The 19,642-nt window shown below is 40.3% G+C and carries 17 protein-coding genes and 1 pseudogene; 8 read left to right on the top strand and 10 right to left on the bottom strand.

Annotation, left to right across the window (positions count from 1 at the left end):
• Positions 1–195: 195 nt before the first annotated feature.
• From H5201_RS20625 to gpmM, 5 genes are all read right to left on the bottom strand, one after another.
• Entirely contained in the window at positions 196–1,266 is a 1,071-nt protein-coding gene (locus tag H5201_RS20625; RefSeq protein ID WP_182785283.1) for a hypothetical protein, read from the bottom strand.
• A gap of 423 nt (positions 1,267–1,689) precedes the next feature.
• Positions 1,690–2,454: a divergent polysaccharide deacetylase family protein gene (locus H5201_RS20620; protein ID WP_182717199.1), complete on the bottom strand. Its 765-nt coding sequence runs from the start codon at positions 2,452–2,454 to the stop codon at positions 1,690–1,692.
• Positions 2,455–2,496: 42 nt separating this feature from the next.
• On the bottom strand, positions 2,497–3,756 hold the full coding sequence (locus tag H5201_RS20615; protein WP_182785282.1) for a S41 family peptidase: 1,260 nt from the start codon (positions 3,754–3,756) through the stop codon (positions 2,497–2,499).
• Between the two features lie 35 nt (positions 3,757–3,791).
• A complete protein-coding gene (locus H5201_RS20610; RefSeq protein WP_149982155.1) occupies positions 3,792–4,946 on the bottom strand; it encodes a murein hydrolase activator EnvC in 1,155 nt (384 codons plus the stop codon).
• 3 nt (positions 4,947–4,949) lie between these two features.
• A complete protein-coding gene (gene gpmM / locus H5201_RS20605; protein ID WP_182739742.1) occupies positions 4,950–6,494 on the bottom strand; it encodes a 2,3-bisphosphoglycerate-independent phosphoglycerate mutase in 1,545 nt (514 codons plus the stop codon).
• A 200-nt stretch (positions 6,495–6,694) separates the two neighbouring features.
• Between gpmM and H5201_RS20600 the strand changes: the two genes are divergently transcribed.
• Genes H5201_RS20600 through gpsA form a run of 4 tightly spaced genes read left to right on the top strand, consistent with a single transcriptional unit; the run spans position 6,695 to position 8,953 of the window.
• Positions 6,695–7,126 carry a rhodanese-like domain-containing protein gene (locus H5201_RS20600; RefSeq protein WP_149982153.1) on the top strand — a complete coding sequence of 144 codons (432 nt, stop codon included), beginning with the start codon at positions 6,695–6,697 and terminating at the stop codon, positions 7,124–7,126.
• Positions 7,127–7,157: 31 nt separating this feature from the next.
• Positions 7,158–7,415 carry a glutaredoxin 3 gene (gene grxC / locus H5201_RS20595; protein ID WP_145235234.1) on the top strand — a complete coding sequence of 86 codons (258 nt, stop codon included), beginning with the start codon at positions 7,158–7,160 and terminating at the stop codon, positions 7,413–7,415.
• Between the two features lie 38 nt (positions 7,416–7,453).
• A complete protein-coding gene (gene secB, locus H5201_RS20590) occupies positions 7,454–7,942 on the top strand; it encodes a protein-export chaperone SecB (protein WP_145235236.1) in 489 nt (162 codons plus the stop codon).
• A 3-nt stretch (positions 7,943–7,945) separates the two neighbouring features.
• Positions 7,946–8,953 carry an NAD(P)H-dependent glycerol-3-phosphate dehydrogenase gene (gene gpsA / locus H5201_RS20585; protein ID WP_145235238.1) on the top strand — a complete coding sequence of 336 codons (1,008 nt, stop codon included), beginning with the start codon at positions 7,946–7,948 and terminating at the stop codon, positions 8,951–8,953.
• A gap of 73 nt (positions 8,954–9,026) precedes the next feature.
• On the opposite strand, the gene H5201_RS20580 is transcribed toward gpsA, so the two are convergent.
• Together H5201_RS20580 and trmL are read right to left on the bottom strand one after the other, a co-directional pair.
• A complete protein-coding gene (locus H5201_RS20580; protein WP_182785281.1) occupies positions 9,027–12,872 on the bottom strand; it encodes an EAL domain-containing protein in 3,846 nt (1,281 codons plus the stop codon).
• A gap of 162 nt (positions 12,873–13,034) precedes the next feature.
• A complete protein-coding gene (gene trmL, locus H5201_RS20575) occupies positions 13,035–13,499 on the bottom strand; it encodes a tRNA (uridine(34)/cytosine(34)/5-carboxymethylaminomethyluridine(34)-2'-O)-methyltransferase TrmL (protein WP_182785280.1) in 465 nt (154 codons plus the stop codon).
• Positions 13,500–13,607: 108 nt separating this feature from the next.
• On the opposite strand from trmL, the gene H5201_RS20570 reads away from it, so the two are divergent.
• Complete coding sequence (locus H5201_RS20570) at positions 13,608–14,519, top strand: cation diffusion facilitator family transporter (protein WP_149982150.1); 912 nt, start codon at positions 13,608–13,610, stop codon at positions 14,517–14,519.
• Here H5201_RS20570 and H5201_RS20565 read toward each other — a convergent pair.
• Genes H5201_RS20565 through H5201_RS20555 form a run of 3 tightly spaced genes read right to left on the bottom strand, consistent with a single transcriptional unit; the run spans position 14,495 to position 17,533 of the window.
• A complete protein-coding gene (locus H5201_RS20565) occupies positions 14,495–15,439 on the bottom strand; it encodes an alpha/beta fold hydrolase (protein ID WP_149982162.1) in 945 nt (314 codons plus the stop codon). The genes H5201_RS20570 and H5201_RS20565 overlap by 25 nt on opposite strands.
• An 11-nt stretch (positions 15,440–15,450) precedes the next feature.
• The gene (locus tag H5201_RS20560) at positions 15,451–16,866 is read right to left on the bottom strand and encodes an ATP-binding protein (RefSeq protein ID WP_182785279.1); all 1,416 of its coding nucleotides are present in this window, start codon (positions 16,864–16,866) and stop codon (positions 15,451–15,453) included.
• Complete coding sequence (locus H5201_RS20555) at positions 16,844–17,533, bottom strand: response regulator (protein WP_149982148.1); 690 nt, start codon at positions 17,531–17,533, stop codon at positions 16,844–16,846. Before H5201_RS20555 ends, H5201_RS20560 begins: the two co-directional genes overlap by 23 nt.
• A 172-nt stretch (positions 17,534–17,705) precedes the next feature.
• Here H5201_RS20555 and H5201_RS20550 point away from each other — a divergent pair, with 172 nt between their 5' ends.
• The 3 genes and pseudogenes from H5201_RS20550 to H5201_RS20540 form a co-directional block, all read left to right on the top strand.
• Positions 17,706–18,230, top strand: coding sequence for a Spy/CpxP family protein refolding chaperone (locus tag H5201_RS20550; protein WP_182785278.1), 525 nt, complete (start codon positions 17,706–17,708; stop codon positions 18,228–18,230).
• A gap of 436 nt (positions 18,231–18,666) precedes the next feature.
• Positions 18,667–18,885, top strand: a complete 219-nt coding sequence (locus H5201_RS20545; RefSeq protein ID WP_182785277.1) for a hypothetical protein — start codon at positions 18,667–18,669, stop codon at positions 18,883–18,885.
• 187 nt (positions 18,886–19,072) lie between these two features.
• Positions 19,073–19,521, top strand: a pseudogene (locus tag H5201_RS20540) (transposase); the annotation flags it as partial.
• Between the last annotated feature and the right edge of the window lie 121 nt (positions 19,522–19,642).

Here is a 19,642-nt window from a genome sequence, read left to right as displayed (position 1 = left end):
GTAGAAGCTCAAAAACAAAAGGAATTAACATTGCATTAGGCAATGATTACTTAGCTTCACAAGGTTTAGCGTCATTAAGAGATATTTGGATCAATATTCACTACGGGAGATGAACCGCCCATTGCACTTCCTGTTAATAAATAGTGCATGATGGGTGGTGTGGGGGCTGGAGGTTCGAGACCTCCGGCTACCCGATTATGAGCTTTTTACGCTTTTCAACATTTTAGATATTTGGTCAATGCCATCAAAAGTACTTGGTAGCTTTTCTGAATTAAAAACAACACCACTGAATATCATATTCTCAAACTTATCGAGCGCGCTTGCGTCGCTCGCTTTAATTTTTGTAGAGTATTCTGTATAACTTTGTATGAACTGACATAAAGTTTGGCGTAACTCTAACTGCATGAGCTGCGCTTTTATTGAACGGTGATTTAGTAAAATTACCCTAAAAAAGTAAATTAAGATAATTTCAATTGAAAACAATGGAATTAATATGAATAAGTGATTCATTGCTACAGTTTCACCATTGCTCACTGTTTTTGCTGTTAGAACAAACTCAGTCATTAACGGAGCAATAATTAAAATAGCCATAACAATTAGTGAAATAAAACTCCAAAACGCCTCAGATTTTTTCTGCTTTGATAGTTCATTAAAACCTTGATATAGACCTACAAAATTGAAACCTGTTTTATAAGTTTCTAATTTTTCTTTCAGATCTGAAACTTCTTTTTGTTTATCCGAGATTTCTTTATTCCATTCTTTTTTTAGTTTTACAGCCTCTTCAGCTTTAGCAGAAAAGCCTTTAAAGCTACTAATATTTGGATCGTTTAATATTTTTTTAGTGATATTGGCAGGCATTGTATATGAAGCATATACAATTTGTGATGCGAGATTATTCTCCATATCGTTTGAGTCTGATTGAATGGCATCTCTTACACTCCGTAACTCCATGCCTAGTTCCATTCCGTCTTCTATAAAAAAATCGAACTCACATAGGAATCTATATAAAATGACATATATATGATCAATTATTAGTGGTTTATCGGCATCAAACTCTCTTAGCCATTTGAATAATTTTTCACCAACATGCTTGATATTAAATGAGCATTTAGCATCCCACTCTTCTGGTTGGTTTTTAATGCTTTCAAGTATGACTACAGATAATTTAAGCCTATTTTTAATCACTTCGTTTTCAATATTAATGCTTTCAGTTTTATGCAAAAATTGATTGATTACGATTTTATTTTGTTCGTTTGAAAAAAACATTGATAACTCTCAAATATGGAATTGTGCTTGGTTCAACAATTTAATAGTGCGCTCATCGCGCATATTTCTGCCGACTTAACGCTCATTTATCTACTTTATATCGTTTTAACAAATTACCTAAGGTATTACTATCACTAAGTTTTCTGAAGCTTTAAAGTAAAGTTTAATAGAACAATATGCGCTCGTCGCTCATTTTCATGAATATATGCGCAAAGAGTCGTTTGACCAATCAATTAACTACGATATTTAGCCAATCTCAATGACCGGTTATCGCTCGAAGCCGTCACTCAATTTTATTCTTACATTGTTGGGTTTCGTTGCTCTCAACCACAACCTACGGTAGTTAATTTAACGACGGACTATTCTGTTTTCCTAGAACCTAGAACCTAGAACCTCGCTCCTTTTCCCTTGTAACTTTAAAGCTTACCTAGCACTCACTCCTTTATGCTCAGCTTGTGCGAGTTGTATATATTTTCGCTCTACCAGCTGCGATAGCGGCACGAGTTCAAAACCTTGTTGTTCAAGTTCGGGTAGCATGCGCTGTAAAAATTCAATGGTTTCAGGGTAAGGGTGGGCAATCGCGATGGCGAAGTTATAACGTTCGGCTTTATACTTTAGTTCGTTGAGGCGAAATTGTAACTGTTTCTCATTGGGAATATTATCTAAAAACACATGGCGGCCGACATTTTCAACGCCATATAAGTTGGCAACATTTTGCGCTTGGCTTAAGCCAGTAGTGCGGCTATCTAAAAAGTACAGGTTGCGCTTTTTCAGCACCTCCATAGTCCATTTCATGGGCAGGCTTTCTTGAGTAAGTGCTGAGCCCATATGATTATTTACACCTTTCACCTGAGGTAAGGTTGCAAGCGCATTGCCGAGGGTGATTTGTAATTGTTCTTTGCTCATATCGCTGGTAAGTGCGCCGGGGCCTAGTGCTTTACTGTTATCCAGTGCTTGCATGGGAATATGTAGCAGTAATTCTTTATTTGATTTACTGGCTAAGCGCGCAAAAATTTGCGAATACGGGGTATGAGGCAAAATCGAGAACGATATTTTACCTGGTAAATTTAGGATTTCGAGGTCGCGTTGATGGTTGCCAATATCATCAATTACAATCGCTATTTGCTTATTTGCGGCAAGCGTAGGCAAGCTAAAAAAAAGCCAGAACAACCAAGTTAATTTTTTCACGTTTATAATTTTTATTATCTTTTTTATAGTGAGCTAAAAGCTTTATTTCATAGTTAATAGCTGCTGTGCTTTTAATAACAGTGGATCAGCTGAGTCTGTGCGTGACCATAGCTGATCGTCATTTCCTTGTTCGTTTTTTATTATAACTACTTTATCAATTTGCGAAAGGGTTGATTGATTAATCGCCACATCAGGGGTTACGCCAATGCCATCAATTGATTGTCCTGAGGGGGTAAAGTATTTTGCAGTGGTTAGTTTTAGTGCTGTATTACCATTGCCTAATGGGATCAGAGACTGCACAGAGCCTTTGCCAAATGATTGGCTGCCAATTAGTGTGGCACGGTGATTGTCTTTAAGTGCAGCGGCTAAAATCTCTGCTGCTGAGGCCGAGTTTTCATTAATAAGTACAACGATTGGCGCACCATTTAAAATATCACCTTTTTTGGCGCGAAAGTGCTGGTTTGCATCATAAAAGCGACCTTTGGTGGTGACTATGGTGCCACTTTGTAAAAACAGATCCGATACCGCTACAGCACTTTTTAATGTGCCGCCTGGATTGTCGCGTAAATCGAGCACTAAGCCTGTAAGTGGATTACCGTAATGGCTTTGCAGTGCTGTTATTTGCCGCGCAACATCATGCAAGGTGTGATTGGTAAAACTATTTATTGCCAAATAACCAATACCAAACTCTGATAATGAACTGGTGACACTCTCTAAGTTAATTTCTGATCTAGTCAGAGTAAAATAAATGGCTTGTGGTGAATTACCTCGTTCAATCGTTAAGGTAACCGTTGCTGTGTCACTCGCTTTAATCATTTGTGCAACTTGATTGATGTCTTTATGTGCGACCGTTTGCTGATTAACGGCAAGTAGCACATCATTCATTTGTACTCCGGCAATGGCTGCGGGAGAATCTTTGATCGTATTTACAATAATAATTTTTTGTTGTTGCTGTTTTACTTCAATCCCAAGGCCTGTATAGCGGCCGTTAGTGCTGCTAAATAGCGCTTCTAACTCGTGTTCATCAAGGTACTTAGAGTATGGGTCTAGCTGTGCAAGCAGGGCTTCAAATTGTTGGCTGCTTTCAAAGCTTTGTTGTAAAGCTAAGTCTTCAACATAATAGGCATGGATATTAAAGAGGATTTCGTTTTTTTGTTGGCTTTTTAAATCGCCCACCGAGGTCACTGCAAAGCAATTAAAACTCAGGCACAAAAAAACGCTAACGAGTAATAAATAGCTTATTAGAATGCGATTAAAAACAGGGTATTGTAACCGCTGTATTTGTAATTGTGTATTTAGCATCAGCTGCTCCCAGTGGGGTGCAGCTGTTTAATCAATTAAATGCGTCTGCACCATGTTACAGGATTTACTGCGCGTCCTTTGTGGCGTATTTCAAAGTATAGACCAGAATTTGCTTGTCCGCCGCTTTGACCAACTAAAGCGATAATATCGCCTTGGCGTACTATATCACCTACGTCTTTTAGTAAGGTTTGAGTATGGCCGTATAAACTCATAAAGCCTTCACCGTGGTCAATAACAATAACCCAGCCGTAGCCTTTTAACCAATCAGCAAACACGACTTGACCGTTGTGGACGCTATGCACATTATTGCCTTCATTAGCGCCAATTAATACGCCTTTCCAGTCAATACCACCGTGCTTATGTTGGCCGAAGCTGTGCTCAATTTTACCTTTTGTTGGCCAGTTTAATTTACCTTTACTGGCTGATAGGCCCAGCAACTCAACCTTTTTAGTTTTTTCTTTTTCAAGTTCTTGCAAGGTAGCTACTAGGGTTTTTTCATTATCTTTTAAGTAATCAATTGAGTTTTTGGTTGAGCTAAGCTTGGTTTTTAATTCACTGATGTTGGCTTTTCGTTGTTGTTGCGCTGCAATGAGTGCTTGATGACGATTGGCTTGCTCTTTATGGAGCACAACTAAGTGTTGCTTGGTTTTTTCAAGTTCGGTTTGTACATCCGCTATTTCAATCAGGAGTGCTTTTAACTCATCAATTTGCTCAATACGCGCTTTGTTGAGGTAATTATAATAACTTAAGGTGCGTTCAACCTGTGCAGTATTTTCTTGATTTAATAGCATTTTAGAGTAGTCATGTCCGCCAGACATATAGGCACTTTTAATTTGTGCGGCGAGTGCATGTTGCTGCTCTAGGCGTTTTTCCTCAAGTGCTTCAGCTTGCTGCTGTTGCTGCTGTTGTTGTTTTTCAGTATCGCGAATTGATTGCTCGGCAATATTCAGTGCCTTGGCATTTTTTGCGATCTCGAGTTCGTGCTGTTGCAGGTTCTTTTGCGATTTTTCGATGTCTTTACGCTGGGCGGCAAGTTCAGCTTGGCTTTGCTTTAATGCTGTTTGGATTTCGCTGAGATCTTTTTTAGTACGATCTTCATTAGCGACGGCAGGGGCCGTCACTAATGAAGTGAGTATTAACGCAGTAACAACGAGCGTACTAAAAATTAATGGGTTAATACTTTTGTTCATGGTTTATTTCAATGTCATGATTGGTGTGCCAGTCATCTCGCTTGGTTGTTCCATGCCCATTAGGTGCAACATGGTTGGCGCAACATCACTGAGGGCTTTGCCTTCGCTTGGTGTTGCATCACGACCAACATAAATGAAATGAACCGGTTCACTGGTGTGTGCGGTATGCGCTTGGCCAGTTTTAAGGTTAGCCATTTGTTCAGCATTGCCGTGATCAGCTGTAATTAATGCTTCACCACCAAATTCTTCAAGGGCAGCAACAACACGACCAATACAATGATCGACTGCTTCACAGGCTTTTACTGCGGCTTCAAATACACCTGAGTGACCGACCATATCGCCATTTGGATAGTTACAAATAATTGCATCGTATTTACCGCTTTTAATCGCTTCGACGAGTTTATCGGTGAGCATTTCTGAATTCATTTCAGGTTGTAAATCGTAAGTCGCAACTTGTGGTGATGGGATCAGCTCGCGGGTTTCACCTTCAAATTCATCTTCACGTCCGCCACTGAAGAAAAACGTCACATGTGCATATTTTTCGGTTTCAGAAATACGTAGCTGTGTTTTATGGTGTTTTTCAAACCATTCACCCAATACATTAGTCAAAGGGACTGTGGCAAAAGCTGCTGGTGCGTCGATGTCTGCTGCGTATTCGGTCAACATAACAAAGCCGCTTAGTGCGGGGGCTTTTTTCTTGGCGAAACCGTCAAAGTCTTTATCAACAAATGCGCGGGTCATTTCACGAGCACGGTCGGCTCTAAAGTTTAAGAAAATAACCGTATCACCGTCATTAATTTGTACTGCGTCTTGGCCTTGTGCTGCTATGGTAGTTGCAGCAACAAACTCATCGTTTTCATCACGTTCGTAAGCCGCAGCTAATGCATCAACACCATTTTCGTAGCTATGTTGTGCGATCCCACTGACCATTAGGTCGTAGGCTTGCTCTACTCGGTTCCAGCGATTATCGCGGTCCATTGCATAGTAGCGGCCAATGATCGATGCTAAGCGACCACAGTTTAATTTGCTAAACAGTGCTTCAATACGTTCAATTGACGCTTTTGCGCTACGTGGTGGAGTGTCTCGGCCATCTAAAAATGCATGAAAGTACACTTCTTTAGCACCGCGCGCTGCAGCTAATTCAATTGCAGCTACAATATGATCTTCATGACTATGCACACCACCTGGGCTTAATAAACCCATTAAATGCACCGCTTTATCGGCATTCACTGCTTTATCAATGTTTTCAACTAGTGTTGGATTATGTGCAAACTCACCGTCGTTTATTGCTTTAGTGATACGGGTGAAATCTTGATAAACCACTCGGCCAGCACCTAAGTTGACGTGGCCTACTTCTGAGTTGCCCATTTGCCCATCAGGAAGACCAACATCTAAACCTGATGCAGAAATTAGGGTGTGCGGGCGAGTTGCCCAAAGTTCGTCTAAAACAGGGGTATTTGCCGCTAAAATTGCGTTGCTTTGGGTATCTTCACGGTATCCCCAACCATCTAAAATCATTAATACGAGAGGTTTTTTATGTTGTGTCATTTTTGTTCCTGAAAATTAGCTCCTGCTTAGCCTTAGCATACCGTGTTTTGTGGTTATGATCAGCAATCAAAGGGACATATTAAAATATTTCACTCTCTGGTAATTTCTAATCAAGCACGTATACTTGCGTGGCTAGGGCATTGCCCTTACGTTTAACCCCAGTGCTACAGGCGCGGGACAATTTTCATAGTGGAAGACGCATGGATCAATATATTGAATTTGTCGGTAATCATCCGATATTAAGTTTAGCTTGGGTTGCTTTAGTTGCACTCATCGTGGGCGGCTGGTTTAAAAGTAAGTTTTCAGCAATTCGTCAAATAAATCCGCAACAATTAACGTTATTAATTAACCGTGAAGACGGTGTCGTTGTAGATATACGTGCACAAAAAGAATTTAATAATGGCCGTATAGCAGGCGCTGAGCATATTAGCCCTGAAAAAGCGAAACAATCTGACTTCTCAAGCCTTGAAAAGTCTAAGAGTAAACCCATTATATTGGTATGTACCACAGGCATGACAGCCTCAGGTATCGCAACTGCTATGCATAAAGCTGGTTTTGAATCGGTTTATGTTTTATCTGGTGGTATGGGTGCATGGCAAAGTGCTGGTCTACCAACGACAACAGGTCGCTAATTAAGTTAGTTAGGCCGATAGAGGAATTGTTATGAGTAATGTTGTTCTTTATACCAAAGCGTATTGCCCTTTTTGTCAGCGTGCTTTAGCGTTGCTAACAAATAAAGGTGTGCAATTTACAAATATCGACATTGGTGTACAGCCTGAGTTACGTGATGAAATGATTGCCAAAGCAGGTGGCGCGAGCACAGTACCGCAAATTTTTATTAATGATGAGCATATCGGCGGTTGTGACGACATGATGGCGATTGAAGCCCAAGGCAAACTTGACGCTAAGTTAAACGCTTAAGCATTTATTATAAAAACGATTAAAAGTTAGGAATTATCATGAACGAAGAAAATCAGAACGTAGCAGCACAAGAAGAAACTGGCGCACAATTTACGATTCAACGTATTTACACAAAAGACGTGTCTTTTGAAACGCCTAATTCACCTGCTATTTTCCAAAAAGAATGGACACCAGAAGTTAAGCTTGACCTTGATACACGTTCTAATAAATTAGACGAAGGCGTGTTTGAAGTAGTATTAGCACTGACTGTTACAGCTTCTATCGGTGAAGAAACGGCTTTTTTATGTGAAATTCAACAAGCGGGTATTTTCACTATCGCTGAAGTTGAAGAAGTACAACTTGCACACATGCTTGGCGCATTCTGCCCGAACGTATTGTTCCCGTACGCACGTGAAGCGGTATCTAACTTAGTTAACCGTGGTACATTCCCACAGCTTAACCTTGCACCTGTGAACTTTGATGCGTTATTCGCTCAATACATGCAGCAACGTGCAGCGCAAGCTGAACAGGCAACTGCAGACGCATAATTTATGAGTACAGCCAATTCAGCTGTTACTGTATTAGGGGCGGGGTCTTATGGCACCGCCCTTGCTATTTGTTTAGCCCGAAACGGTCACCAAGTGACACTTTGGGGTCGCAATAGCGATGACGTTGCCACGCTTGCAGCTGAGCGGAAAAATCAACGTTACCTACCTGATGTCACTTTTCCTGACACTTTACACCTTGAAGCCGACTTACACACAGCAGTAACTGCAAGCCAAGTGATCTTGGTTGTTGTGCCAAGTCATGCATTTGGCGATACGCTACAGCAAATTAAGCCTTCATTACTTGAAGGGGCACAAGTTGCATGGGCCACCAAAGGGCTTGAACCAGATACAGGCCGACTTTTGCAAGAGGTTGCACAGCAAGAATTAGGTGATGATGTGCCACTTGCGGTCGTATCAGGCCCTACATTTGCTAAAGAAATGGCGATGGGTTTACCTACTGCAATTTCAGTGTCGTCAACATCAACAGCCTTTGCAAAACAGTTAGCTGAACTATTGCATTGTGGTCGCTCATTTAGGGTCTATAACAATAATGATTTTATTGGTATTCAGCTCGGTGGCGCGGTTAAAAATGTGATTGCGATTGGCGCTGGTATGTCTGACGGCTTTGGTTTTGGTGCTAATGCGCGGACAGCATTGATCACCCGTGGTTTAGCTGAGTTATGCCGGTTAGGCTGCGCGCTTGGTGCTAAGTCAGAAACCTTTATGGGCATGGCTGGGCTGGGAGATTTGATCCTAACGTGCACCGATAATCAGTCTCGTAACCGTCGTTTTGGTTTAGCACTGGGTAAAGGTGAAAAGGTAGAGCAGGCGATAGCATCAATTGGTCAAGTGGTCGAAGGTTATCGCAACACCAAAGAAGTCTATTTACTTGCACAACGTACTGGTATCGAAATGCCGATCACTGAGCAAATCTATCAGGTACTTTATGAAAATAAAGACGTGAAAGAAGCCGCGATGGCTTTATTAGGTCGCGAGCAAAAATCAGAGTAACAGTGCCTTGTAGCTGCCAGCGTTTATGGGTTTGTATAAACGCTGGTAGTTAATCTTATAACTAACAAGGTACTTAGTCATTCATCAAATTAGATTGTTTTCTCAGATTGTTTTTTTCGAGATAAGTAGCTACCTTTTCAGCACAAAGCGGACGACTATAATAATAGCCTTGCATCGTATTACAGCCCATAACATGCAGCATATAAGCCTGCTCTTTAGTTTCAACTCCTTCGGCAACAACATCGATATTTAAGTATTTAGCGAGGCGAATAATTGTCGCGGTAATATTACGATCCTGCTCACTATCGACAATATCTTTAATAAAAGAGCGATCAATTTTTAAAGTATCGATTGGAAAACGTTTTAAATAACCCAATGATGAATGACCAGTACCAAAGTCATCCAGCGCAATGGTAAAGCCAAGTGCTTTTAAGCGGTTCATTTGCTGTTGGGCAAATTCAGGGTTATCCATCATGGCACTTTCGGTTATTTCTAACTCAACACAGCGTGCAGGCACATCATAGTTTGTTAAACACTCAGTGAGGGTTTCGACTAAACTACTTTGCTGAAAGTGCAGAGCCGAAATATTAATTGCCACTTTACCAAAACTTACTCCTTCATTACGCCATAACTCTAGTTGTTTAAATAGCTGCTTCATTAGCAATAAAGTGAGTGGAATAATTGCGCCATTTTGTTCTGCAAGAGGGATAAATTCAGCCGGGCTAATGATGCTGCCATCAACTTGCGGCCAACGCACTAAGGCTTCAAAACCATGTATTTGATCTTTATCTGCGTTATATTTTACTTGGTAAAATAATTGAAAATCCTGATGTTCGATAGCCCGAAAAAGTGCGCTTTCTTTACTAAGTTCATTCATATCAATTGTGTGTTTAGATTTATCAAAAAATTGGTAATTATTATGACCCATCTTTTTAGCGTGATTGAGCGCACTATTGGCGCTGCGCATCAGTGCTTCGCTGTTATAACCGTTTTCTGGGTACCCGGCGATACCACAACAGGCAGAAATAAAGCTCTCTATACCCTCAAGCATAAACGGTGTTTGGAATTGTTTAAGGATATTATCGGCCAGTTTTTTGGCGAAAAAGACGGACATGCCTGAATATAAATAGGGCGGTACGAGTATAGCAAATTCATCTCCCCCTAAGCGGGCCAAGGTATAACCAGAATCAAGATTACGAGTGAGTCTGCCCGCAACTTCTTTTAATAGTTCATCACCGATTGCGTGACCAAGGGATTCGTTAATTTTATTAAAATTGTCTAAATCTATAAAAATAATCAGTAAATTAGGGAAGTTGTTATTACAGCTGGCAATTGCCTTATTTACAGATTCAATAAAAATAGTGCGATTGGAAAGCCCAGTGACAGAATCTCGAGTGGTTAATTTAAGCATCGCACGTTCATTATTCTTACGTGCAGTTACATCTGAAAATAACCCAATATAATGCGCGCTACTAGTACGTAGGTTAGGGGTTTTTACTTTGGTTATCGATAAATCTAAGGCATAGGGTTGCCCGTCTTTACGCACATTCCAAATTTCACCAGACCAATAACCATCAACCTCTAGATCATTATAAATGAGGCTTTCTAATTTTTTATCGCGACCGTTTACAGTAAATGCTTTTGGTTTTTTACCCACTACATCAGCAAGAGTAAAGCCACAAATAGTTGTAAATGCTTGGTTTATGTTCGTGATTTGAAACTGCTCATTGGCGATCCAAATGGCATCTTTTGATTGCGTCATTAACGCGTTGACCAAATTATGCTTAGCACCACTTTTTAATCTATAAACAATTAACAGCAGTAAAATAGCAAAAATAGCCGCTAAAACGAGGTGGTTGATCCAGTGAGGGAAGGCAAAAGCCGTTTGTTTAATCATCAACACTAACGGCTCGTTATTTACTTGATTAAGGTTTTTAACTTCAAGATAAATATTCTTTGCATTACTAGCCAGAGACAGCATGGTCTGAGCATTCGGCAGTGCTAGCCAATCGCCATTGGGATCGAGTCGGTAATTGAGCTGCATAGGTAAGAGGCCATTACTGCTAAACCAAACAGAGATGCCTTTTAGCGGTTGGCTGGTATTTACTGCGTTGGTTGCTAAGTGGTAATAGTCTTGGTCTTGCTCTTGATAGTGTAAAGTCAGATGACTGATTAAAAAAGAGCTGTTTTGAGGTGGTACTTGTGTTGAATGCACTTCTAATAAAGTATTACCCGTTGGCGCAAACAACATTATTTTATCACGGTAGCTAACGCTAAAGAGTGATTTTGGAAGTTGCTCATAACTAATAGAATCATCAATATAAGCGGCAATACTATGAGTGGCATTTTCAACCCATAGGTTAGTGCTGGGTTTGTAGAGTTTTATCGCTTGAGAATCAACTATCCACAAAGCATTTTGTGGTGCTTCGTAAATGGCTGTGGTGTTAAATGTACTTACTTTATCAAAATTTATCTCAAGTGTTATTTGCTGAGAATTTTCAGGTGCTTGCCATTGGCTCTGCCATAAGCCGTTACTTGTCGCAAGCCAAAGCCTTGAAGAGTTGCGTTGATAATACATAGCATTGATCCGCCCGAGGGCTTCAGTTTCAAGCTCAAGGGCGGTGAGCTGTTGTTTAGCAATATAAAATAATTGCTCACCATCACTTGCGAGATATTGCTCGTCATTAAGGGATGTTAAAGCATTAATGTTACTAATTGGTAGTGTTTGGCTTTGTTGCTGCGTCGCAAAATCATATTTTATTAATTGCTTTTTGGTTGCTACCCACAGTGTTGTTGGGGCAGTTGAATGCAGCGCAGCAACTTGATCCTTTATTAATAAATCAAAAGTGAGGTTGCGGGCACTGTATAAATATAAACCAGTGTCGGTTGCAACAGCCCATTTGTCTTCGCGCAGATAAGCGATGGTAATAATTTTTTTATGTTGTGTAAAATTACCTAACTGCTCCAACATGTCAAAGTATTGCTGCATACGCGGAGCAGGATTATCGGTGATAGGGGTTGTGATAATTTGCATTGCAGGGAGCTTTAGCCAGCTTTTAGTGGCAGTTTGCAGCCACAGTTGTTGGTTGTTTTGTTTAATTGATAAAAAGCGTGCAGGAGCACTATAAAACAAAGGATTCGTGTTTTTGGTCGTTAAATCATGTTTATAAGCGCGATTTTTATGCAAATAATAGAGCTGATCATCAAAGTAATTTAGTTGTTGAACATGCGCATGCTGGAGTTTTATTTCTTGCATAGAGTGCGTGTTGTTAAACAGGTAATGTTGGTCGTTATTGGTATTGATAAGGATCGCTGCTGAGGTTTGACTTGGACTTAACTGCGCGATAGGCGCGGGGACGATGAGCTGAGCTGTAATTGCATTACTTGCTAAATCAAAGTGACTAACTAAATTACTACCTGAATGTAGCCATAGGCTGTTGTTAAATCCCAATGCGAGTTCGACGATCTGCTCTGAAAAGGCGAATGGGGAATGGAGTTTTTCGTCTTTTATAGTGTGGATCTGACCTTGGTATAGAAAGTAAAAGCCGAGCTCGGTGGTTAATATCGGCTGTTTTAGCGGTGTTGCGGTTAGTTGAATTAACTGGTTGTTAATTAAGTTGATTAAACTCAGCCCTTGCTCAGTGTTAATTAATAACCAGGATTTATAAGTCGCTACTTGTAAAATGGCTTGATTCGCAAATGATGAAAAAGGCGGTGCTTGGCCACTAAAAAGATGCACCGAGTCGTAGTTAAACAGCCCTTTATTAGTTGCGAGCCAAAACGCATTACTCGGGTCTTGAGTAAAGTCATTAATGGCGGGTAGCGAAAGCTCATTCGCATTTAATTCAGCTACACTCGCGTTTACATTTACAGTAGATAACATACTAATAAAACAGCATGTTTGAAGGATAAAACGCATTACAATCCGTTGAATCAGTTTAAAAAGAACTTATTTAGAATAGTGTAGGAATAGAAATAATGCGAATCCACGCAAGGCAAATTTATTGCGCTAGGCGGTGCTAAATTTTAAAGATAATTAGAGGAGAAAGCGCCCAATGGTATAGGCGCATTTTAATATCACTTACTGCGCGTTAGGAAAGCCTAACTGACGCCATGATTCATAAACAAAAACAGCCACTGCGTTAGATAAGTTCATGCTTCTACTGTTAGCTTGCATAGGAATACGCACGCGTTGTTCATTAGGTAGTGATTGAATTATATCATCTGGTAAGCCACGGGTTTCTGGGCCAAACACTAAACAATCACCCGCTTCATAACTTGCTTGATGGTGAAACTGACTGCCTTTAGTGGTACATGCATATACTTTTTTAGGTTGGCATTTTTCTAAGTAAGCTACAAATGATGGATGGCGTTGCACATGGCTAAATTCATGGTAATCAAGGCCAGCTCTTTTCACGCGCTTATCGTCCCACTCAAAGCCCAAAGGCTCGATTAAATGCAAAGCATAGCCCGTATTTGCACACAGGCGAATAATATTCCCTGTGTTAGGTGGAATTTCAGGTTGGTATAAAACGATATCAAGCATAACGAGCCTTATTGGTGATCTACATTTTGACGTTCGAGAGTATACACGAAACAGATAAAAAAAATGATATACTCATTTTAAGTAAACACTTTAGGCATAGGCAAAAACGTGCATCAGCGCAGTTATGAGTTTTGGGTAAAAACAGCAAGTGTGGTCACTATGGTGATGGTGAGTTTAATGATTGCTGCTAAATGTTGGGCATGGCTTGCGTCTGGCTCTGCGTCTATGCTCGGATCACTTACCGACTCATTGATGGATATTACCGCTTCAGCAATGAGTTTTATGGTGCTCTTTTATGCACTGCGCCCAGCTGATGACGATCATCGTTTTGGCCATGGTAAAGCTGAAGCCTTGGCGGGTTTAGGGCAAGCGGCATTTATTGCAGGCTCTGGCTGTTTATTGGCGTTTCATGGCATTGAACGATTGTTTAATCCTGTGGTGTTAAATCATTCAATGCTCGGGGTATGGGTTAGTCTATTTGCGATTGCTTGCACCTTAGTGGTGGTTTATGTACAAACTCAAGTCATTAAGCATACCGAGTCCATTGCAGTTAAAGCAGACTCTGTGCACTACAAAGGCGATATAATTTTAAATGCAGCAGTACTGCTGGCCATACTGCTTGCGCAAAATGACATGCTGTACGCGGATCCTATTTTTGCCATTGGTGTTGCAGGTTATTTGCTTTATAACAGTTGGGATATTGCTAGGCAAAGCGCTGATCACTTAATGGATAAAGAACTACCTGAGGACGAAAAAGCCAGTATCATATCAATCGCTAACAGTCATAACGATGTATTTGGCGTACACGATGTACGCACGCGACAAGGTGGTAAAATTAAGTTTATTCAAATGCATTTAGAGCTTGAAGATCAACTCCCCTTGATCCGTGCTCATTATGTAGCAGATGAAGTAGTGGCGATGATCCAACAAGAATTTAATTGTGAAATGGATATTTTGATCCATCAAGATCCAATGTCATTGAGCCATAGCCGCGCTCAAGTTAATGAATCACAAAACTGATAAAAACGGCTAAGCACAGCTTTGCGAATGGTGTCTTGTTCAAACAGTAACTCGTGCTTAGCATTCGTAAATGTTTGTAAAATAGCATTACTTTGACGGTGAACTAAGGCTAATTGGGCTTGGTTATCAACCACAGTATCGTGCTCAGCACTGGCTATAAAAAGTGGAATCGATAGCTGTTGTTGCTCAATAGTTGTCATAAAACCAAAAGCTTCATTCAACCAGCCGTAAGTCACCCCGCCTAATTGTAGCGCGCTATCCGTTTGGTAGGTCTGTCTAAATAAATCATAGCGAGTTTCGCTACTGGTAAGGTCGTTCTGTGTAAAAGCAATAGGCAGATAATCTGCTTGGCCAAATGCATAGTGTTTATTAAAACCAAATAAACAGGCAATACGAGCGGCAAGTTTAGCAACTGGTTTGGGAATACCTTTAGTGAAAATATCAAACATGGGCGAAGACAAAAATACCCCACTGTAGTTATGTTCAAACCGGGTTAGGAAATCAAAAGCAATCGCGCCGCCCATTGAATGCCCGAGGATGACCTTTTTGCCTTGGTAGAGTTTACTGACAATTAAACGGTCAAACAGTGCTAAATCATCAGCATAATCACTAAATTTATTAACAAAACCTTTATGAGGGTTGGCTAAAGCGCGATAAGAACGGCCTTGGCCTTGATGATCAATAATAAACACCGCATAGTTATTTTTGTATAACTCCCAGATTAGCTCTTGGTATTTATCTAATCCTTCAATGCGTCCAGAGCAAATAACAATAGCGGCCTTGGCATGCTCAGGTATCACATAGCCATAATATAAATCGCCATTATCGGTAGTCAGCTGCGCTTTGTGCAACTGCTGCTGAAAAAACTCTGTGATCTCAGGTTGTTGGGAAAGTAAGTTTTGCTCTGTGCTGTAAAACATAATGGCCATGATTATTTTTGTTTATCCAGAGGTAAGGCGATACGCACACATAACCCACTTGGTTGTTTATTATGCAGCGTTAAACTGCCAGAATGGGCGGCAATTGCATTTTTAGCAATTGCTAAGCCAAGTCCTGTACCGCCGCTAGTTCTGTCTCGTGCATCCGATTGGCGAAAAAATGGCTCACATAATTTGGCTAAATTTTGCGCTTCGACGCCCGGGCCATCATCGCTGATCTCTATATAAATAGCATCACTTAAACTCAATGTTAGGGTGATTGTTTGCTCTGCATATTTTATTGCGTTGCGTAAAACATTCTCTAGCGCACTGGCAATGAGACTCTCGTCACAATAAATATCAACATTGAGTTGACCATTTATAATTAATTGCTTATTGGTCTGTTTAGCTTCAAATTGCGCATCATTCAAAACATGATCAATAATGATCTGTAAGGATTGTTGATGCAGCGATAGCGCCTGACTTTTCGCCTCTAAGCGCGATACTTGCAGCACATCAGCGATCATTTTATCGAGCTGATTTGCTTCTTTTTCAATGCGTAATAAATAGGTTTGGTTTTCTTCTGGGGTCTGCATTTGCGCAAGACCCGTAGCCATTTTAAGGCGAGTTAGGGGGGAACGCAACTCGTGAGATATATCAGCCAATAAGCGCTTTTGTGCAGAAATCAGTTGCTCTAACTGAGTTGCCATACTATTAAAGTCACGGCCAAGTACGCCCAGTTCATCTTGCCTGTTTGGATCAATTTCAGCGCGCGCGGTTAAATCGCCGTCAGAGAGCTTAATTGCAGCTTGCTTTAAGTGATTAATAGGTGCAATTAGGTTACGACTAAATATAAAACTTAAAGTTAATGAAGCCAGTAAAGCAATGATCACTTTTAGCCAAATCGGCATCAGCTTTAACCGTATAAAAAAAGGTGGTTGATGATTCTCATCAATTTCGTATAGGTAAAATTGCCCCTCAGGAAGGTTTATTTCTATCGGTCCGAATGCTTGATAATACTCGGTAAAAATAATTTGTGGCGGCATGTTTTTAGTGAAATTAAGTAAACTTAAATCAATCTCACTTGATGGTACTCTGCTACTGAGCGAGTGATCTGGCTGATCTGAATTTAAATATAGTAACTTTTGTTTTGCAAGCCGCGGATGAGTTAAAATTTCGGCAATCGATTTATTATGTTTGACTACCATACGTTCGATGCCTTTGGCCGTGTATTGCAAGTTTTTCTGCATGGGCCCATGTAAGTTCTCATAACTGACTTGATTGGTCGCAATGTTACTTAAAAACACCAATGCAGTTATGGTGCCTATTACTGTTAGCCAAAACCACACAAAAATTTTGAAAAATAAAAAGTGCTGAGGATGTTTTAGCCAAGAAAACCGAGTTTTATTACTCCCCTTGGATAAAGACATAACCAGTCCCTCGCATGGTTTTTATTCGTTCTGCATTGTTGAACTCGGCAATTTTTTTACGAATATTACTCACATGCATATCAATTGAGCGATCAAAAGAGGCTAGGCGTCTACCGAGCACCTCTTCACTTATTTGCTCTTTACTGACCACTTCACCTGCATGTTTAACCAGTAAGGCAAGTACTTCATATTCAGTACCGGTTAGGCTTAGCGGGTGTTCATCTACATACGCTTCGCGGGCAGCTAAATTTATAACAATATTATTAACGGTTAACTTATTACTGCTGGTATTTGCTAGGCTAGTAATATGTTCAATACGACGAGTAATCGCTTTAACCCGCGCGAGTAATTCACGATGATTAAATGGTTTAGGAATGTAATCATCAGCGCCTAGTTCAAGACCAAAAATACGGTCAAAGTCTTCACCTTTGGCGGTTAGCATGATCACCGGCGTTAATTTTGTTTGCCTAAGCTGTTTTAATACTTCAAAACCATCTAGTTTTGGTAACATAACATCGAGTAAAATTAATGCATACTCTTGCTCAAGCGCTTGTTTTAAGCCTTGTTCGCCATCATGGGCACATTCTATTTGAAAACCTTGCGCAGTTAAGTACTCTGAGAGTAACTCACATAAACCGGTATCATCATCAATCATTAATAGCTTCATTATTTGCTCACCTTAACCACGCTGGAATAACTTCATTTTACGCCTTAACGCACTTAAAAGTGAACCTTTACACAACCTTTACATTGCTTTGCGTTGCTTTGCACTTGGTTAGTTATAGTGAATATAACAACTGAACAGACACTAAGTTACAAGCAACTCAAAGGTAATGATTATGACTATTTCAAGTAAAGTTTCTAAACTAGTATTAATTTGTGGATTAGCGACAGCAACATTAGGCACTGGCGCCGTAATAGCAAAAGAGGGCATGGATCATAAACCAGGCCATTCTCAACAGCATAAACAAGCGCGCTTTTTACTCTCTGAGCGTGGCGTTAAAAAGCTTGATTTAACTGAGCAACAACAAACTCAGTTAAAAAGCATTTTTGATGCGCAAAAAGCACAATTTAAAGCGCTACGTGGCAACGATAAACAGGCCATGAAGCAAGAGCGTGCTGCCCATAAGGCACAAATGCAAGCATTGTTAGATATGCCAGCCTTTGATGAAGCCGCAGCAAAAGAGTTATTAGCGCAGCGCCAAACCAAAGGCGAGCAATTTGGCTTAATTAACCTAAAAACGCAGCATCAAGTATGGCAAGTATTAAATGCTGAACAACGTGAAAAGTACCAAGAAATTAAAAAACACATGCGTAAAAAAGGTGACAAAAAACGCAGCCGTGACGAACAAACGGCAAGCTAAGTAATTACCAAAATTACTAAAGCGAAAAATGAAGCGCGGGAGAGATCCCGCGCTTTTCTTTTTTAACGAGCCATGTGGCAGCGATTTTATATCGCGACAGAGTTTGCTCTGCAGCTGAGTTTTATCCAACGTCTAAATTATATATTTGACGGGGTAAACCTGCGGCTACCCACTGGTAGCAGGTTTATATCGCGTCATAGTGCTAACTTAATAAGTGTAAGTAATTTGCGTACATTTAAGCGCATGCACAAGACAAGCTAACCTTACTCACTTATGCTATGAATGATGCAAATAAGCCCGCCATTTCACCCGATGAAATAGTCAATATCCGAGAAACATTTAATATGTCGCGTGGAGTATTTGCAAAGCTATTGCATACATCGGCAAGAATGTTACTAGATTTTATTATTTGATGTTTAATCTACAAGGAAGAAACATGAAATTTGATATGACAATTACAGACAACTTTGCATCATTTTTTGATGAACAAAAAGGAAGTCATATTTTTATAGATAGTTTTGATAATGAAAATTTTGAAGTGAGAATAGGCAGCTTAGAAGATTCGAAGCCAGCCGGTAATATTGTTGCTTTTACTGATGATGAACTGAATTCGAAGTTATTGGAATTATATAATAAGCACATTGTAGGTGCATAAAATGATCACTGAGCTGAAATATCTGCATTAGAAAGTGCGATCAATGAAATACTTCGTCAACATAATATGTCCTTTAAAATGTCAAAGTACTTTGTGAAAGACTTGATGAATGACTCCCGTAACACTGATCCGCACCACCAGTTTTGGACACCTAATTAAGTGAGTACAATCACTAATGAGGTGAACCATGACAAACAAGAAAAAACGTATTCTCCATTCTGCTGAATTTAAAGCAGAAGCACTGAAACTAGCAGAAAAGCTGGGAGTAGCTACGGCAGCGCAGCATCTCTCGTTACACGAATCCCAGATCTACGGTTGGCGTAAAGCAGCCAAGAAAGATACTAGCACCAGTCAGCGGGAAAAAGATCTAGCCGCTGAAGTCGCAAAGCTCAAAAGGCAATTGGCTGAGCAAGCTGAAGAGCTAGATATCGTAAAAAAGGCCGCCACCTACTTCGCGAAAAATCTAAAGTAGATAGCTACGAATTTATGCTCGAACACCTGCTGTGCTTCAGTGCTGTCCGCATGGCTAAGGTGTTCGGGGTTTCACGAAGTGGGTTTTATTACTGGATTAAGCATCGCCACAAGGCCACTCAGCGCGAGGTAACTCGCCAAGAGCTTGATACGAAGGTCAAAAAGCTAAAGTATCCCCAGAATTAGCCTTTATATATCAATGAACTAATAGTATTAAAAAATGTGGGAAGCGAGGGAACATTCATGGTGTTTTGTGATCTTATGAATCGCTTAAAAACAACAGAGC

Origin of the sequence: Pseudoalteromonas sp. SG43-6, assembly GCF_014164365.1 — a bacterium.
Classification (GTDB): domain Bacteria; phylum Pseudomonadota; class Gammaproteobacteria; order Enterobacterales; family Alteromonadaceae; genus Pseudoalteromonas; species Pseudoalteromonas rhizosphaerae.
This window is presented reverse-complemented; position numbering and strand designations above follow the sequence as displayed.

Coding starts and splice junctions, on each gene's coding strand:
- H5201_RS20625 (WP_182785283.1), bottom strand. CDS start 1,266: ATGTTTTTTTCAAACGAACAAAATAAAATCGTAATCAATCAATTTTTG.
- H5201_RS20615 (WP_182785282.1), bottom strand. CDS start 3,756: ATGCTAAATACACAATTACAAATACAGCGGTTACAATACCCTGTTTTT.
- H5201_RS20610 (WP_149982155.1), bottom strand. CDS start 4,946: ATGAACAAAAGTATTAACCCATTAATTTTTAGTACGCTCGTTGTTACT.
- gpmM (WP_182739742.1), bottom strand. CDS start 6,494: ATGACACAACATAAAAAACCTCTCGTATTAATGATTTTAGATGGTTGG.
- H5201_RS20600 (WP_149982153.1), top strand. CDS start 6,695: ATGGATCAATATATTGAATTTGTCGGTAATCATCCGATATTAAGTTTA.
- grxC (WP_145235234.1), top strand. CDS start 7,158: ATGAGTAATGTTGTTCTTTATACCAAAGCGTATTGCCCTTTTTGTCAG.
- secB (WP_145235236.1), top strand. CDS start 7,454: ATGAACGAAGAAAATCAGAACGTAGCAGCACAAGAAGAAACTGGCGCA.
- gpsA (WP_145235238.1), top strand. CDS start 7,946: ATGAGTACAGCCAATTCAGCTGTTACTGTATTAGGGGCGGGGTCTTAT.
- H5201_RS20580 (WP_182785281.1), bottom strand. CDS start 12,872: ATGCGTTTTATCCTTCAAACATGCTGTTTTATTAGTATGTTATCTACT.
- trmL (WP_182785280.1), bottom strand. CDS start 13,499: ATGCTTGATATCGTTTTATACCAACCTGAAATTCCACCTAACACAGGG.
- H5201_RS20565 (WP_149982162.1), bottom strand. CDS start 15,439: ATGTTTTACAGCACAGAGCAAAACTTACTTTCCCAACAACCTGAGATC.
- H5201_RS20560 (WP_182785279.1), bottom strand. CDS start 16,866: ATGTCTTTATCCAAGGGGAGTAATAAAACTCGGTTTTCTTGGCTAAAA.
- H5201_RS20555 (WP_149982148.1), bottom strand. CDS start 17,533: ATGAAGCTATTAATGATTGATGATGATACCGGTTTATGTGAGTTACTC.
- H5201_RS20550 (WP_182785278.1), top strand. CDS start 17,706: ATGACTATTTCAAGTAAAGTTTCTAAACTAGTATTAATTTGTGGATTA.
- H5201_RS20545 (WP_182785277.1), top strand. CDS start 18,667: ATGAAATTTGATATGACAATTACAGACAACTTTGCATCATTTTTTGAT.